Consider the following 14,296-nt stretch of genomic DNA (forward strand, 5'->3'; position numbering starts at 1 on the left):
ACGGCTTTTCTATAAGGGTTTGAAAATTTCTGACCCCATTTCAACTGTAACCACGTGAGCGCTCGTTGCTATAATTCTCATTTTCTGGTTTTTTTCGTTCTAAATGTCACAGTTAAAGTACCGATGCAACAACAAACAATTCCCGGAATTATTGGCGGATTGGGTCCCTTGGCACATATCGAATTTGAACGGCTGCTGATCGCTTTAAATTCCGCCCGGGGTGCCAAAGGCGATCGCGATCACCCCGTGTGGATTTTGATCAACGCCACCGACATTCCAGACCGGACTCAAAGTTTGCTGGGAAAAGAACCCAGTTGTACCCCCGGTTTGGTAAAATATTGTCGGATGCTGGAGGGGGCGGGAGCCAATTTTGTGGTGATTCCTTGCAACACTTCCCACGGATTTCACGATGCCGTCCAATCTCAGATCGAGATCCCCTGGATTCATCTGATGAAGACAACGGTGACGTTTATTAAACGTCGCTATCCAGATTGTCAAAAAGTCGGTATTTTGGCGACGACCGGAACATTGACAGCCTACCTGTATCATGATAGTTTGGAAGCCGCCGGACTGAGAGCGATCGCCCCCCTTCCCGACTCCCAATTGCAGCAGGACATTATGAATGCCATTTACCATCCGGTTTGGGGCATCAAAGCCACGGGAATTAAAATCTTGGCCCCCCCCATTAAAATTTTGGAAAATGCCCTGATTTGGTTGGAAACTCAGGGGGCAGAATTGGCGATCGCTGGCTGTACGGAGATTTCGGTGGCCCTCGCCCGATTCAAATACCAAAACCTGACCGTCGTCGATCCCCTGGAAATTCTTGCCGATCTGACGTTGGATTTCGCCTGGGGCGATCGAAAGGTTCCCGAAATTATTCGAGAATCTCAGACTTAGTGATGCCAAGTGGCATCGGTGCGTTTCGCGAAACGCAGCGACTAAAAACTCTCCGAAGGTGTTGAAATTTCTAGGGTGGGGGAGTTGGCGGTTTGGGGTGATGAAGATTGAATATCCGCGATCGCCGCAGTGGCCGCAATTCCCGTGTGGACGATGCCCAAAGTGCGGAAGGGATCGATAATTGGGTCGATCGCAATTAACAGCACCAGTATCGCTTCCAAGGGCAAACCCAGCGGTTTCAAGACCAAATCCAACAGCGTCAGCGTCAAAATTCCCGTCGCCCCCGCCGTCGCCATCCCCGCCAAAATTGAAGCGATAATAATAATGAGAAAACTCGACAAGTTTAATTGATAATTATAAAGTTGGGCCACGAAAACGGAAGTCGTGGCAAAATAAGCCACCGGACCGAATCGACACACCGTAATCGCCAGGGGTGTCACCAAATTGACCGTCTGTCTGTCAAACTTTAACGTTTCGGTTAACGCCGAAATTGAAGAGGGCAGGCAGGTGAAACTGCTGCGAGTTGCCAAAGCCAAAATCGTCGGTTCTTTTAAACTCATCAAAACCGTCCACAAAGAGACACCCGCATTTTTCCAAATCACCAGGGTACTCAGCCCGTATATAACCGCAAAAGCTAAAATTGTAATCAGCACAAAATTTTGCATGGCGATCAAAATGCCAAAGCCGGTGGTCGCCATCTGAGAAGCCAAAAGAAAACACAGGCCGAAGGGCAAGAATATGATGATCCAATCGATCAATTTTTTAGCCGCAGTAAAGACCGTTTCTAAAATTCTAAATACATCTTCCTTCGCCGATTCTTTTGAATATCCCATCGCGATGCCAAACACGATGGAGAAAAATAAGATTTCCAGAGAATTACCTTCACTCAAAGATGAAAAAATATTGTCCGGAACCAAGTTGAATAAAAACGATATTAACATGGGTTCTTCGGTGACTTCGGGAGTGAGTCCACTCAAAGAAACCTGCAAATCCAACTCGGAGGTATTCACAATTACCCCCAAAGCGGTCAAGGTCGAATCATCTAAATTTCCCCCCGGATTCGTTCCGATCGCCACCACCGCACCGATCGCACTGACTCCCACCAACCCCATCCCAAAAACAATCAGAATCCGTTTCACATATTTATTCGCTTCATGACTGCCAATCAGCTTTCCCACACTCATCGTTATCGCCGAAAATAACAGTGGCAAAACGCACATTTTCAGCAGGGTCAGATAAAGGGTTCCGAAGGGAGTCAGCAGCAGTGCGATGTCCTTTTGAAAAATTCCCAAATATAATCCAATCAGAATTGCCGGCACGATAGACCAGGGATTTCGCACTATTTTTATGAAACCCTTAAAGGTGAATATTTTGTTTTTTTTCATGGTTCAATTTTTCTCCGGTTTGAGTTCCATTTGCAGGTTCAAAAAAATCCGAGTAATCTGCCAATAATTGACCGACAGTATAACTTTTATCGGTCATTGTCAAGTATAAATTAACGAACTCTAACAAATGATAGCTAGACCAAGGCAAGGCGATCGCGATCGGATCTTGACTATCGGTCAGGGCGACCGTTTGAAAATTCAAAGCGGCATTGGGTTGGTTGATGAGAATCTTTTTGACTTCCAACTCATCCCGGTAAGCCGCCAATATATCCCCCCGGATCGCTCCCTCGATCAGATCTTCCCAACTGGAATATCTCACAATTGTCGCCTTCGGGAATTTCTGCTTCGCAAATCCCTCGTAGGAAGAACCATTGATTACACCCATTCTTCCTTCAAAATCCTTTAAAAAATCGACAATATCTTTATTTTGAGCCGCCTTTTTCAACTGCAATCGATTCAATAAAAGACCGTGACGCATGGTCAAATAAGGGTTAGAAAAAGAAATAATTTTCGCCCGTTGAAAAGTCTGGCTGAGTTTGGAAATTGCCAAATCTGCTTCATTTTTTGTGACCAGATCGACCACTTCATTAAACGTTTTGGCGCTGCGATTGAAGCGCAATTTTACCCCCAGATTGTCGGCTAATCCCCGGGCAATTTCGACATCCAATCCTTCCAGTTTACCCCCTTCATTTGTAACAAAAAATGGTGCGATATCATTGGCGATTGTGGCGACGATCAACTCCCCGCGATCGACGATTTTTTGAATATCAGGAGAGAGAAGTTGTGTGGACGGCTCATCTTGGGGAACTTGGGGAACGGAGACTGGGACACCTCCGAGCAACCTCCACGTTTCCCGGTCAATTTCCCCCGTCGCCTCCAATCCCGAACTGAGTTGAAAGTTGTAAACCGCCTCTCGGGTTTCCTCTCCGTAAACCCCATCGATCGCCCCCAGATAATACCCTTTCTGCTTCAATCGAGTTTGCAGTTGGATAATCTCCAATTCTTCCCCATTTTCTTCTGCTTGCAAAGTGCCGGTGCTTTCAACTTCTGCGATCGCTTCAGTCGGTTGCGAAGGTGGAGGTGTCGCCGAGTCTTGCCCTCGGACCAAGGGTGTGACCATCAAAATCGTTCCCACTGCGATCGCCACCAGTGTCAAAACGATAAATTTCCATTTGTGAAGGTTTGGCATAGAGTGAAGCTTTGGGTTTGATCAAAATGGTACAACACTGTTGCGTCATCCGCACGACCGAACCCATGCCAACGCCAGATCACATGGTCAGCTATCCCATCCCGGCAAAATTGAGGACGGCTATTCTTATTGAAACTTTACAATACTCGTACCCAATCCGAAATTCGAGAGATCTTGGCAACTCTCACCCCAGCCGAGGTAACAAACCGGATCGGATACGAATATATAGCACTCGCCTACTCAACCGTCACCGATTTCGCCAAATTCCGCGGCTGATCCACATCCAATCCCCGCCGCGCCGCGATGTGGTACGCCAACAATTGTAGGGGAACCACCGTCAAAATGGGCGACAACAATTCGTCCACTTCCGGGACGGGCAATAAATCATCAAAAATTTCGACAGACTCCGGCACGTCCTTCGGTGTCACCCCGATCAGTCGCGCATCCCGGGCCTTCGCTTCCTGGGCGTTGGAAATCACCTTTTCGTAAACCGAACCCGGCATCGCGATCGCCACCACCGGTACCTTATCATCCAACAGCGCGATCGGGCCGTGTTTCATCTCCCCCGCCGGATATCCCTCCGCGTGGATATAACTAATTTCCTTCAATTTCAACGCCCCTTCCAAAGCGATCGGAAAATTGATCCCCCGACCCAAGAAAATGAAATCCTGCGTCTCGCTAAACTCATGGGACAGTTCTTCAATATCTCCCGCGTCGGCACTCAACATCAACTCAATTTGACCGGGCAACTGTCGCAACCCGCTGATAATGTCCTGAATGCGGGCCGGCGCCAGCGTCTTCCGCCGCCAAGCCAAATCCAACGCCAACAAATAAAACGCGATCAACTGGGCCGAAAATGTCTTCGTCGCCGCCACGCCAATTTCGATCCCCGCCCGAGTATCGATCAGGTGAGGAACCATTTGACCCAAAGAACTCTCCGGGCGGTTGGTAATTCCCAACAGACGGGGGGCGAACTCAGGCGCAGCATTAATCCGGCGCTGCTGTTCCATCGCCAACGCCGCCAGGGTGTCCGCCGTCTCCCCGGACTGGGTGACGCCGACAGTGAGGGTGTTGGGGCGCAGGGGGATGGGCGCGTAGCGGGCCTCCGAGGCGTACTGCACCGTCGTCGGCAAATCCGCCAACTGTTCGAGCAGGTATTTGCCCACCAAACTGGCGTGCCAACTCGTCCCGCAGGCGAGAATCTGCACCTGTTCGAGGCCGTCGCACAGGGCACCGGGCAGGTTCAAATTGATGGGAGAGGGAATTGCCGTTTTCGATTTCCCTTTAGTCGTTTCCTCCCCACCCTGCCAGTCGTCGTGGATGTAGGCGTTGAGACAGTCCCGCACCACCCCCGGTTGCTCGTGGATTTCCTTGAGCATGAAGTGCTTGAAGACGTGCTTTTCGACCAGGGACGGACTCCAGTTGAGGATGCGGGGCATTTTGTTGAGGCGGGAACCGTCGAAGCCGTACACTTCCACCCCCAAATGGGTCAAACGGGCCAGTTCGCCGTTATCCAAACTCAGCACCGCCTGGGTGTAGGGGACCAAAGCGGGGGTGTCGGAGGCGCAGAAAAATTCCCCCTGTCCCAAACCGATGGAGATGGGCGCCTGTTGGCGGGCCACCAGCAACTCGCCGGGATGGTCCGCGCACAAAACGGCGATCGCAAAAGCCCCCTCCAACCGGTTCACCGCCTTCCGCACCGCATCGAAAAACTCGGAGGGCGAACCGGGTTCCGGTTTGGATTGGGTGGATAAAATCTCCGAAATCAAGTGGGGAATCACTTCCGTATCGGTGTCGGATTTGAACTCGTGTCCCTTCCCCTTCAACTGCTCCCGCAATTCCCGGTAATTTTCGATAATCCCATTTTGAACCACCGCAACCCGCCCGTGGGTGTCGAGTTGTGGGTGGGCGTTGTGTTCCTCCGGCTTGCCGTGGGTGGCCCAGCGGGTGTGGCCGATGCCGATGCGGGCCGGCATTTCCACCTGGGCCAGTTTATCCCGCAAGTTGTAGAGCTTGCCCTTGGCGCGGATGTAGTGAATTTTTCCTTCCCAGACCGTGGCCAGCCCTGCGGAGTCGTAACCGCGATACTCCAGCTTTTCCAATCCCGACAGTAAAATCTCCGTGGCGGCTTGGGTGCCGATGTAACCAACAATTCCACACATTTGGCTGTAGCTCCTCAAGGGTAGACAATCTGGGTTTCACCCCATACGGTAATATACCGTCAAATCTTGCGGCGATCCGGTTCTCTCCCCTCCCCAGGGAGGAGACTGGAGGAATGTTCACAAATTGTAAGCGATACCCAAAAAAAAGAGGGAGCGAATCGCCCTCTCTATAAATGTTGAACCTATAACAAGTGGAACTGACAAATCGCGTTGGTTCCCCAAAGCGTTTGCTTTTTCGGCCATCGGGCCGGCTTTAGTAGGCCAGACCCATGCTGCGGGTGGTTTCGGCGCCGAGGTAAACCCGGACGCTGAGGAAGTCGGTGGGACAAGCCGTTTCACACCGCTTGCAGCCGATGCAATCTTCGGTGCGAGGGGAGGAGGCAATTTGGCCCGCCTTGCAGCCGTCCCAAGGAACCATCTCTAAGACGTCCAGAGGGCAGGCCCGAACGCACTGGGTGCAGCCGATACAGGTATCGTAAATTTTGACGGAATGAGACATTGAATAAGTTCTCCCAAAGATCTCAGGTGTGACCGCATCTACAAGGGATGTAGATTAAACGGCTATCTTCAAAGCTGGATTATCGTATATCTTCGATCACTTTACCCCAGTGTTTGCCCGTCAAGATACACAAGGCGACAAAACTTTAAATTCTGTAATATTTTAAAGGTGGGGTGTGGGGTGTGGGGTGTGGGGTGTGGGGCGGAGGGAGCGGAAGAAGCAGAACCCCCATTCCCCATTCCCTATTCCCTACTCCCTACTCCCTACTCCCTACAATTTCTCCAACACGGGATGGGTGGAGACGATGTGGTTGTCCAAACCCAACGCTTTGGGATCGACGCCGAGGGCGAGGGCGACGAGTTGGGGGAGGTGGAGGACGGGCAAACCGAGGGAGCGCCCGATGACTTTTTCAACTTCCGGCTGGCGGGAGTCGAGGTTGAGGTGGCACAGGGGGCAGGGCGTGACCATACAATCGGCCCCGGCCGCGATCGCCTCCTGGATGTGGGTGCCGGCCAGTTTGAAGGATTCCGTCGTCGCGTAGCTAGAAATCGGCCAGCCACAGCACTGGGTCCGGCCCCGGTAGTAAATCGGCGTGGCGCCCACGGCCCGGAACAGGTTTTCCATCGATTCCGGCTGGTAGGGGTCATCGTAGGCCAACTGGGTTTGGGCGCGGAGCAGATAGCACCCGTAGAAGGCGGCGCACTTGAGTCCCGAGAGTTTCCGGGTAACGCGGCGTTGAATTTCCTCCAGGCCGTAGTCGGCCACCAGGGCCCAGAGCAGGTGTTTCACCTCCGTCGCGCCCTTGTAGGGGGTGCAGCTTTCCTGCTGAAGCAGTTGGTTGACCTGTTCCAGGTAAGCCGGGTCGGCGGTTTGAGACTCCTTGAGGCGTTCGTCCACCCGGCCGATCACCCCCTGGCAGGTGCTGCAATGGGTGAGCAGGGGCAATTGCAATTCTTCGGCCAGGGCGATGTTGCGGGCGTTGACCGTATCTTCGAGCAGTTGGGAGTCCTCCTTGAAGGTTCCCGACCCGCAGCAGGAGGCCTTTTTCAACTCCACCAACTCGATTCCCAGGGTGCGGGTCAAAATTTCTGTCGATTGGTAGAGTTCCCGGCAGGCCCCCTGGGCGACGCAGCCGGGGAAATAGGCGTATTTGAGCGTTTGAGATGGCATGGCAGTGGTGTTCTCCGCTAACACGGGGGTCGATCGCGCCCCTGGATCTATCATCCCTCGGAAAGGGGCGATCGGCAGTGGAAAAAACCCTGAAGGTTCCCTCCCTGCCCCCTGGCGGGGCACAGCGGTTCCCCCGACCCGGGCGGCGGCGGTGCCAGTCACAAAAGTGGCAAATCATTATCGCGGGGATCGCGCTTTCAGATAAGATGGTATACGCGACATCCAAAACGAGGAACCATTTAGATTATGAGTGCAGACACCCTGGAGAAAGTCAAAAAAATTGTTTCCGACCAACTGGAAGTTGATGCAAACCAAGTGACTCCAGATGCCCGCTTTGCCGATGACTTGAACGCAGATTCCTTGGACGTAGTGGAACTGGTCATGGCGTTGGAAGATGAATTCGACATCGAAATCCCCGACGAACAAGCGGAAAAGATCCTCACAGTTGAAGACGCGGTCAACTATATCGACAGTCAAGTTGCCGCGTCGGCCTAAGCCACTCTATCTCGGACACTGAATCTCGGCGATCGCTTTTCTCGCGATCGCGCGCCGGGGACGTTCCGGTTCGGATCATATAACCTTTTCGTGAGCTCCGCCACCCCATCGGCATCGTCGTTTGAAGGCTGGCGGGTTTGAGGGCCAGCAACTTCACCTGTGTCCTGCATTCTGGGTGGTTAACTTTTTGAAAAAAAATCATGACTGATATGAACCGCAAGCGCGTTGTTGTTACAGGTCTGGGGGCAATGACTCCGATTGGCAATACCATTGCCGAGTATTGGGAGGGACTGCTGGCCGGACAGAACGGGATCGGCCCGATCACCTTATTCGATGCGTCACGGCACGACTGCCGCATGGCCGGCGAAGTGAAGGGATTCGACCCCTGCGATTACATCGCCCGCAAAGAAGCCAAGCGCATGGACCGGTTTGCCCAATTTGCTATTGCCGCGAGCAAACAGGCGCTCGCAGACGCGGAATTTGTGATTGACGACCTGAATGCGGACCAGGTGGGGGTGATTATCGGGACGGGCATCGGGGGTTTGAAAGTCCTCGAAGATCAGCAAGAGATCTACCTGACCCGCGGCCCCGACCGGTGCAGCCCGTTCATGATTCCGATGATGATCGCCAACATGGCCGCCGGACTCACCGCCATCCACACGGGAGCCAAGGGCCCCAACACCTGCCCGGTGACGGCCTGCGCGGCGGGATCGAACGCCGTGGGCGATGCGTTTCGATTGATCCAGCGGGGATACGCCCGGGCCATGATCTGCGGCGGCACGGAAGCGGCGGTGACTCCCCTTTCCGTCGCCGGATTTTCTGCAGCCCGGGCGCTCTCCACCCGCAACGACGACCCGGCCCGCGCCTGCCGCCCCTTTGACGTGGGGCGGGACGGCTTCGTGATGGGAGAGGGGGCTGGAATTCTCCTCCTCGAAGAATTGGAATACGCCCGCAGCCGGGGCGCCAAGATTTACGGCGAGATCGTCGGTTACGGCATGACCTGCGATGCCTACCACATGACCTCCCCGGTTCCCGGCGGCACGGGGGCGGCTAAGGCGATCGCCCTGGCCATGAAGGACGCCGGACTCACCCCCGACCGCATCAGCTACATCAACGCCCACGGAACCAGCACCCCCGCCAACGACCCCACGGAAACCGCGGCCATCAAGACGGCCCTGGGCGAACAGGCCGACAAGGTCGCCGTCAGTTCCACCAAATCCATGACCGGCCACCTGCTGGGGGGTTCCGGCGGCATCGAGGCGGTGGCCACGGTTTTGGCGATCGCCAACGACAAAATTCCCCCCACCATCAACCTGGAAACTCCCGATCCCGAATGCGATCTGGATTACGTCCCCAACCAGAGCCGCAGCCAACCCGTCGAGGTGGCCCTCTCCAACTCCTTCGGCTTCGGAGGCCACAACATCACCTTAGCCTTCCAGAAGTATCGAGAAAACGAATAGGAGTCGGCTAACGTGTGAACCCGTCAGATCTGTAACGACGCGGCTCGGACTGCGCTATCAACGCCTAGGGCCGGGAAATTTTCCCGGCCCTGGGCGTTGAATCGTTGCGCGGGCCAAAATTAACAATTATTAATTGTTAATTATTAATTATTAATTGTTAATTGATCCCGTTTCTCGACCGTCGGCAGGGCGATCGATTCGACGGCGGGGGTGTATCCGAGCCACTGCACCGAGAGGTTGGCGAACTGTTCGGGGGCGCCACTCACGCAAAACCGGGTCGGCCGCGGGAGGTGGGTATTTCCCAGACCGAGCAACTCCAATTCCTGGACGACCGCCGCCACCAAATGCACCGCCGGATCGACCAACTCGACCGAACTGGGGAGGAGCGATCGCAGCACGGGGGCCAGGTGGGGATAGTGGGTGCAGCCGTAGATCAGCGTATCGATGCGCTGTTCGATCAGGGGAGTCAAATACTCCCGCGCCACCTCGTAGGTTTGGGGGTCGTGAATCCGGTTGTGCTCGATCAGTGGCACGAAGGCCGGACACCCCACCTGCCACACTTGTACGCCGGGATTCATTTCTTGAATCGCTTGGCGGTAGGCGTTGCTGGCGGCGGTGGCGGGGGTGGCGATGACGCCGATGCGTTCGCCCCGAGTCAGGGCGGCTCGGGCTCCGGGCAGGATCAGGCCCAAAATGGGGATCTCGAATTCGGACTGCACTGTTTCTAGGGCGAGGGCGGAACTGGTATTGCAGGCCATCAACACCATTTTTACGTCCTGCCCGACGGCCCAAGTGATGATTTCGCGGACGAACTGCACGATCTCTTCGGGCGATCGCGTGCCGTAGGGCAGCCTCGCCGTATCGGCAAAGTAAAGAATCGATTCGTTGGGGAGTTGTCGGTACAGCTCCCTCAACACCGTCAGTCCTCCCACACCACTGTCAAAAATTGCAATTTTCTGTCGTCTTTTATCCCTTGTCATGGTTACTCGGCAGTCATAAATTATGTTTCGGCTTTCGGGCGTCCCCCGTCGGGCGGACGGGGAAGGGTTCGCCGTCGGAATACGAGCTTCGCCAAATGCCACCGCGATCGCCTCACCGATCTCGATTTGAATTACTCTAATACACCCCGAGCCGTTTCAACAGTTTCTCCGGCGATCGCGACAGATTCACCCCTCCGGGCCCAAATGCCACCGAAACTCGATCTGATTTCTCCGGCCCGAGAACCCCCCTCCGGATTTTGTGATCATTTCTTGATATGGCTTGTCAACTTGAAGTCATTATGAGTATGATTAAGGCAGTGAGATCGAGATGCCCACATGAAGGTTCAGGACATACCGCTCAAACAAATCCGGCGACCCTTGCCCCGGGCAACCGACCCGGAAAAAGTGCGATCGCTCATGGAATCCATCCGGGCGATCGGGTTGCAAGAACCCATCGAAGTCCTGGAAGTGGACGGCCAGTATTACGGATTCTCCGGATGCCACCGCTTTGAGGCCTGCAGCCACATAGGCCAGGAAACCATCCGCTGCAACGTGCGCCGGGCGCCCCGTTCCGTTTTGCGGAAGCATCTGGCTTAAGATAGATTCATCAAGGTCCACAACCGAATAAAATTTAGAAATTTGTCGGATTTTTCCGGATTACATCACCAACACTCAGTCGGAGTCAGCGATCATGACCAGCACGAAAGCAAAAACGCGATTCTACTCCACCCGCATCGATCTGCCGGAGGACACCCGCTCCCAAATCGTCGCCATTCTCAACCAGAGCTTGGCCGACACCCTGGACCTCAAAACCCAGGTGAAGCAAGCCCACTGGAACGTCAAGGGGATTCACTTCTACCAACTGCACCTGCTGTTTGACGAAATGGCCGGCGAATTGGAAGGATACATCGATATGTTGGCCGAGCGAGTCACCACGTTGGGGGGCTACGCGATGGGAACGGCCCGCATCGCCGCGAGCCAGTCCGCCCTGCCCGAATATCCCCTCGACATCGACGACGGGCGGGATCACGTGGTCGCCCTAGCCGATCGCTTCGGCCCCTACGCCAAATCCCTGCGGGAGGCGATCGGCAAAACCGACGACCTCGGCGACGCGGACACCGCCGACCTGTACACCGAAATTTCCCGCACCGTCGATATGCGCCTGTGGTTCTTGGAAGCGCACCTCCAGGGCGGCGGCGATACCGGAAACGGCAGCAAGTAGACCCGATCTGAGTTAGGCTCGAAATCGAGGTCTCGTATTGTCAATTGTATGGATAGGTTGCCGCCAACTGAGTATACCCCCCGGTTGCAACGCCTGATGCAACAGGCGGGGTTTTCTAGTCTCAGAGAATTGAGTCGGGCGTCCGGGGTCGGGGAGTTGCAGTTCTTTCGGCTCTGCCAGGGATTGGCTTTGCAAACTCGGGTGGAAATTCTGATCAAGATCGCCGCGGCGCTGCAAATTTCCCTGGCGGAACTCCTGGCCGCCTTCACCCCGGACGGCGGGGAGTTGGCCCCCCAGGCGGATTCGAGTCAGGAACTGCGACGGGAATATCGGCGCGTGCAGGCCGAACTGGAGCAACTGCGGGAGTCCCTGGCGGCGGAGTTCCAGGGGGCGAGTTTGCAGACGTTGGAATCTTGGCTCCTGCAGTGGCCGACGGCGGCCCAGAAAGCGCGGGAGAATCCCCAATTGGCCGCCAAAAATTTGCTGCCCCTGTTGAAACCCGTCGAGCGACTTGTGCAACAATGGGGGGTGGAGATCGTCGCGCCCGTCGGTTCCCGAGTTTCCTACGATCCGCATCTACACCAATTGATAGAAGGAACCGCAAAGCCCGGGGATGCCGTCGTCGTGCGGTACGCCGGCTACCGACAGGGCGATCGACTTCTCTACCGCGCCAAGGTCGGCCCGGAACGATGAAAATTGAAAGATGCCGTTAGAGTGCGGAAACGAAAGTGCAATGGGAAATCCGCCGCATCCAGTTTCCGATCGCTCGAATCGTCCTTGAAACGGAATTTCTGATTTTCCGGCGGGCATTTGGCTCTCGGCGCATTTCAAAGTTATACTAGCGGAATCGGGCGAGTCATTCTTATGCTTCAATCTCAAAAAAATATGAGTTCTGATGTTCAAGTCCTGCAACCAGAAGGCATTTTAGACGGTACCAAAGCGCGCGAATTCCGTCAAGATATTGCTCGGCTGGTTGAAAAGGGAGCCGAAACGATCTTGATCGATTTTCAAGATGTCACGTTCATGGATAGTTCGGGTCTGGGGGCTCTGGTGTTGGCGCTCAAAACCGTGAGGGCAGCAAATAGTAAATTGGTGATTTGTTCGATCAATGAGCAAATTAGAATCCTGTTTGAACTGACCAGTATGGATCGGGTGTTCGAGCTGTTTGAAAGCCGAGAGGAATTTGAACGCCAACGAGAGTCTCACCGCTAATTTTTCAGATTTCGTTGATTTTTTCAAGCCCTTACTCCCTTCTTTCTATTTTCTCCGTCGGGTTGGTATCGTCCGCACTCGGGGCTGTTATCTTCGACCGTTCTTTTCGGTATCGAACGGCTGCTTTTTTCTCCCCAATTGGGAGACTCAATTTGAGGGTCGGCAGCGCCGAATCGGTGGCTGCCGCGCTGTTTTTGTATCGAGGAGAAAGCCGTCAGTGATCAGCCCTCAGCCGAAACGCTGATACCTGAAAGCTGAAAGCTGAAAGCTCCTCTTCCCTCGCACCCGGCCTGACGCCGATCGCCTCCGTTAAAGGGGTCTGTCCGGTCAATTACCGGATCTGATCGGATGGGCGATTTTTTCTATTTTCGGCGACATTGAGTCTAGAAAAAACTGATTTTTAGGAGGGAGAAATCGTCGTCGAAGGGTTGGTTTAAATTCATGGATTTGACCCGATCGAGAATGGAGGTCAGGCTCCCGGGTTGAAAGTCATTGTATCGAATCAGCGCTTGAATGAAAGAATCCAGGCCCCAAATGCTGCCGTCGGGCTGGTGAATTTCATAAACGCCGTCGCTAAAAATATAAAGATTGCTGTTGTTTTCGATGTGACAGTGGGCGTCCGTATATTCCGCTTCTAAAAACATTCCCACGGGCATTCCGGGGGTTTTCAAGCGCTGAATTTTGAGTTTGTTGTTGTGGCGGCCGGAGAGGAGGATGGCGGGGGGGTGGCCGGCGCTGGCATAGATCAGTTGGCGGGAAATGCGATTGTAAACGCCGTACCAAATGGTAAAATATTTGTCGTTTTGGTAGGTCATCTGGAAGGTGGTGTTGAGCGATCGCAACACGTCGCTGGGTTGGTAGTAATTGATGTTGGGAATAGCCCGCGATCGCAACAAATTCAACACCGAAACCGAGGGCAAAGCGGCCCGGAGCCCGTGTCCGGAGGTGTCCAAGAGATACATCGACAAAGAGTCGGAATCGAGCCAGAAATAATCGAAACAGTCGCCCCCCAACTGCCGGGACGGAATGAACTTGGCTTCCACCCGCACCGGATCTTCGAGGGGTTCGGGGAGGAGCGATCGCACGTATTCCGCCGCCTCCGACAACTCCGTTTCCAACAGTTGCTTTTGGGTTTGCAGGTCCCGGCTGAGTTGGTGGAGTCGCAGCCCCGCCCGCACCCGGGCATACAACTCGTTCATTTCAATGGGTTTGGAAATGAAATCGTCCGCCCCCGCGTCGAGCCCCTTGACGCGATCGCCCACCGCCGTCAGAGACGTCAGCAAAAAGAATTGGGTCGTGGATAATTCCGGAGTCGCTTTCACCTGCCGGCACACTTCGATCCCCGTCAGTCTGGGCATGATCCAATCGCAAATCATCAGCGCCGGACGCAATTCTTTTGCTTTCTGGATGCCTTCTTCACCGTTGCTCGCCACCGCAACATCGTAACCCTGCTTTTTGAGCGTTCTTTTGAGCAGTTCCCGAATTACAGTATCATCGTCAATCACTAAAATTTTAAACATGGGAGCTGAAGTTCAAACAGTTTTGGGTCAAGATTGGAAAGCAACGTTCTCAGCCATCTCGGGCATAAATAGAGTATAGTCTAATCAGATGATGCCTCGATCGCA

Annotated in this window: 14 protein-coding genes; 7 read left to right on the plus strand and 7 right to left on the minus strand. The window is 54.2% G+C overall.

Annotation, left to right across the window (positions count from 1 at the left end):
* Window positions 1-123 precede the first annotated feature (123 nt).
* Window positions 124-897, plus strand: coding sequence for an amino acid racemase (locus LKE08_RS16000; protein WP_324705244.1), 774 nt, complete (start codon window positions 124-126; stop codon window positions 895-897).
* A gap of 41 nt (window positions 898-938) precedes the next feature.
* On the opposite strand, the gene LKE08_RS16005 is transcribed toward LKE08_RS16000, so the two are convergent.
* From LKE08_RS16005 to LKE08_RS16025, 5 genes are all read right to left on the minus strand, one after another.
* Window positions 939-2,216, minus strand: coding sequence for a cation:dicarboxylate symporter family transporter (locus LKE08_RS16005; RefSeq protein ID WP_324705245.1), 1,278 nt, complete (start codon window positions 2,214-2,216; stop codon window positions 939-941).
* A 37-nt stretch (window positions 2,217-2,253) separates the two neighbouring features.
* Window positions 2,254-3,471 (minus strand): transporter substrate-binding domain-containing protein, encoded by a 1,218-nt coding sequence (locus LKE08_RS16010; RefSeq protein WP_324705246.1) that lies wholly within the window; start codon window positions 3,469-3,471, stop codon window positions 2,254-2,256.
* A 236-nt stretch (window positions 3,472-3,707) separates the two neighbouring features.
* Complete coding sequence (gene glmS, locus LKE08_RS16015) at window positions 3,708-5,633, minus strand: glutamine--fructose-6-phosphate transaminase (isomerizing) (protein ID WP_324705247.1); 1,926 nt, start codon at window positions 5,631-5,633, stop codon at window positions 3,708-3,710.
* A 253-nt stretch (window positions 5,634-5,886) separates the two neighbouring features.
* Entirely contained in the window at window positions 5,887-6,132 is a 246-nt protein-coding gene (psaC, locus tag LKE08_RS16020; protein WP_006616272.1) for a photosystem I iron-sulfur center protein PsaC, read from the minus strand.
* Between the two features lie 270 nt (window positions 6,133-6,402).
* Window positions 6,403-7,302: a CoB--CoM heterodisulfide reductase iron-sulfur subunit B family protein gene (locus LKE08_RS16025; protein WP_324705248.1), complete on the minus strand. Its 900-nt coding sequence runs from the start codon at window positions 7,300-7,302 to the stop codon at window positions 6,403-6,405.
* A 246-nt stretch (window positions 7,303-7,548) separates the two neighbouring features.
* Here LKE08_RS16025 and acpP point away from each other — a divergent pair, with 246 nt between their 5' ends.
* Window positions 7,549-7,797 carry an acyl carrier protein gene (gene acpP / locus LKE08_RS16030; protein ID WP_324705249.1) on the plus strand — a complete coding sequence of 83 codons (249 nt, stop codon included), beginning with the start codon at window positions 7,549-7,551 and terminating at the stop codon, window positions 7,795-7,797.
* Between the two features lie 200 nt (window positions 7,798-7,997).
* On the plus strand, window positions 7,998-9,257 hold the full coding sequence (gene fabF / locus LKE08_RS16035; protein WP_324705250.1) for a beta-ketoacyl-ACP synthase II: 1,260 nt from the start codon (window positions 7,998-8,000) through the stop codon (window positions 9,255-9,257).
* Window positions 9,258-9,400: 143 nt separating this feature from the next.
* On the opposite strand, the gene murI is transcribed toward fabF, so the two are convergent.
* Entirely contained in the window at window positions 9,401-10,237 is an 837-nt protein-coding gene (gene murI / locus LKE08_RS16040) for a glutamate racemase (RefSeq protein WP_324705251.1), read from the minus strand.
* Between the two features lie 336 nt (window positions 10,238-10,573).
* Between murI and LKE08_RS16045 the strand changes: the two genes are divergently transcribed.
* From LKE08_RS16045 to LKE08_RS16060, 4 genes are all read left to right on the plus strand, one after another.
* On the plus strand, window positions 10,574-10,834 hold the full coding sequence (locus tag LKE08_RS16045) for a sulfiredoxin (RefSeq protein WP_324705252.1): 261 nt from the start codon (window positions 10,574-10,576) through the stop codon (window positions 10,832-10,834).
* A 94-nt stretch (window positions 10,835-10,928) separates the two neighbouring features.
* Complete coding sequence (gene dps, locus LKE08_RS16050; protein ID WP_324705253.1) at window positions 10,929-11,459, plus strand: DNA starvation/stationary phase protection protein Dps; 531 nt, start codon at window positions 10,929-10,931, stop codon at window positions 11,457-11,459.
* 48 nt (window positions 11,460-11,507) lie between these two features.
* The gene (locus tag LKE08_RS16055) at window positions 11,508-12,152 is read left to right on the plus strand and encodes a helix-turn-helix domain-containing protein (RefSeq protein ID WP_324705254.1); all 645 of its coding nucleotides are present in this window, start codon (window positions 11,508-11,510) and stop codon (window positions 12,150-12,152) included.
* A 171-nt stretch (window positions 12,153-12,323) separates the two neighbouring features.
* On the plus strand, window positions 12,324-12,671 hold the full coding sequence (locus LKE08_RS16060) for an STAS domain-containing protein (RefSeq protein WP_324705255.1): 348 nt from the start codon (window positions 12,324-12,326) through the stop codon (window positions 12,669-12,671).
* Window positions 12,672-13,054: 383 nt separating this feature from the next.
* Here the strand turns inward: LKE08_RS16060 and LKE08_RS16065 are convergent, their stop codons facing one another.
* Window positions 13,055-14,191, minus strand: a complete 1,137-nt coding sequence (locus LKE08_RS16065; protein WP_324705256.1) for a SpoIIE family protein phosphatase — start codon at window positions 14,189-14,191, stop codon at window positions 13,055-13,057.
* Window positions 14,192-14,296 lie beyond the last annotated feature (105 nt).

It is taken from the genome of Lyngbya sp. CCY1209 (genome assembly GCF_035615495.1).
Lineage (GTDB): Bacteria > Cyanobacteriota > Cyanobacteriia > Cyanobacteriales > Microcoleaceae > Limnospira.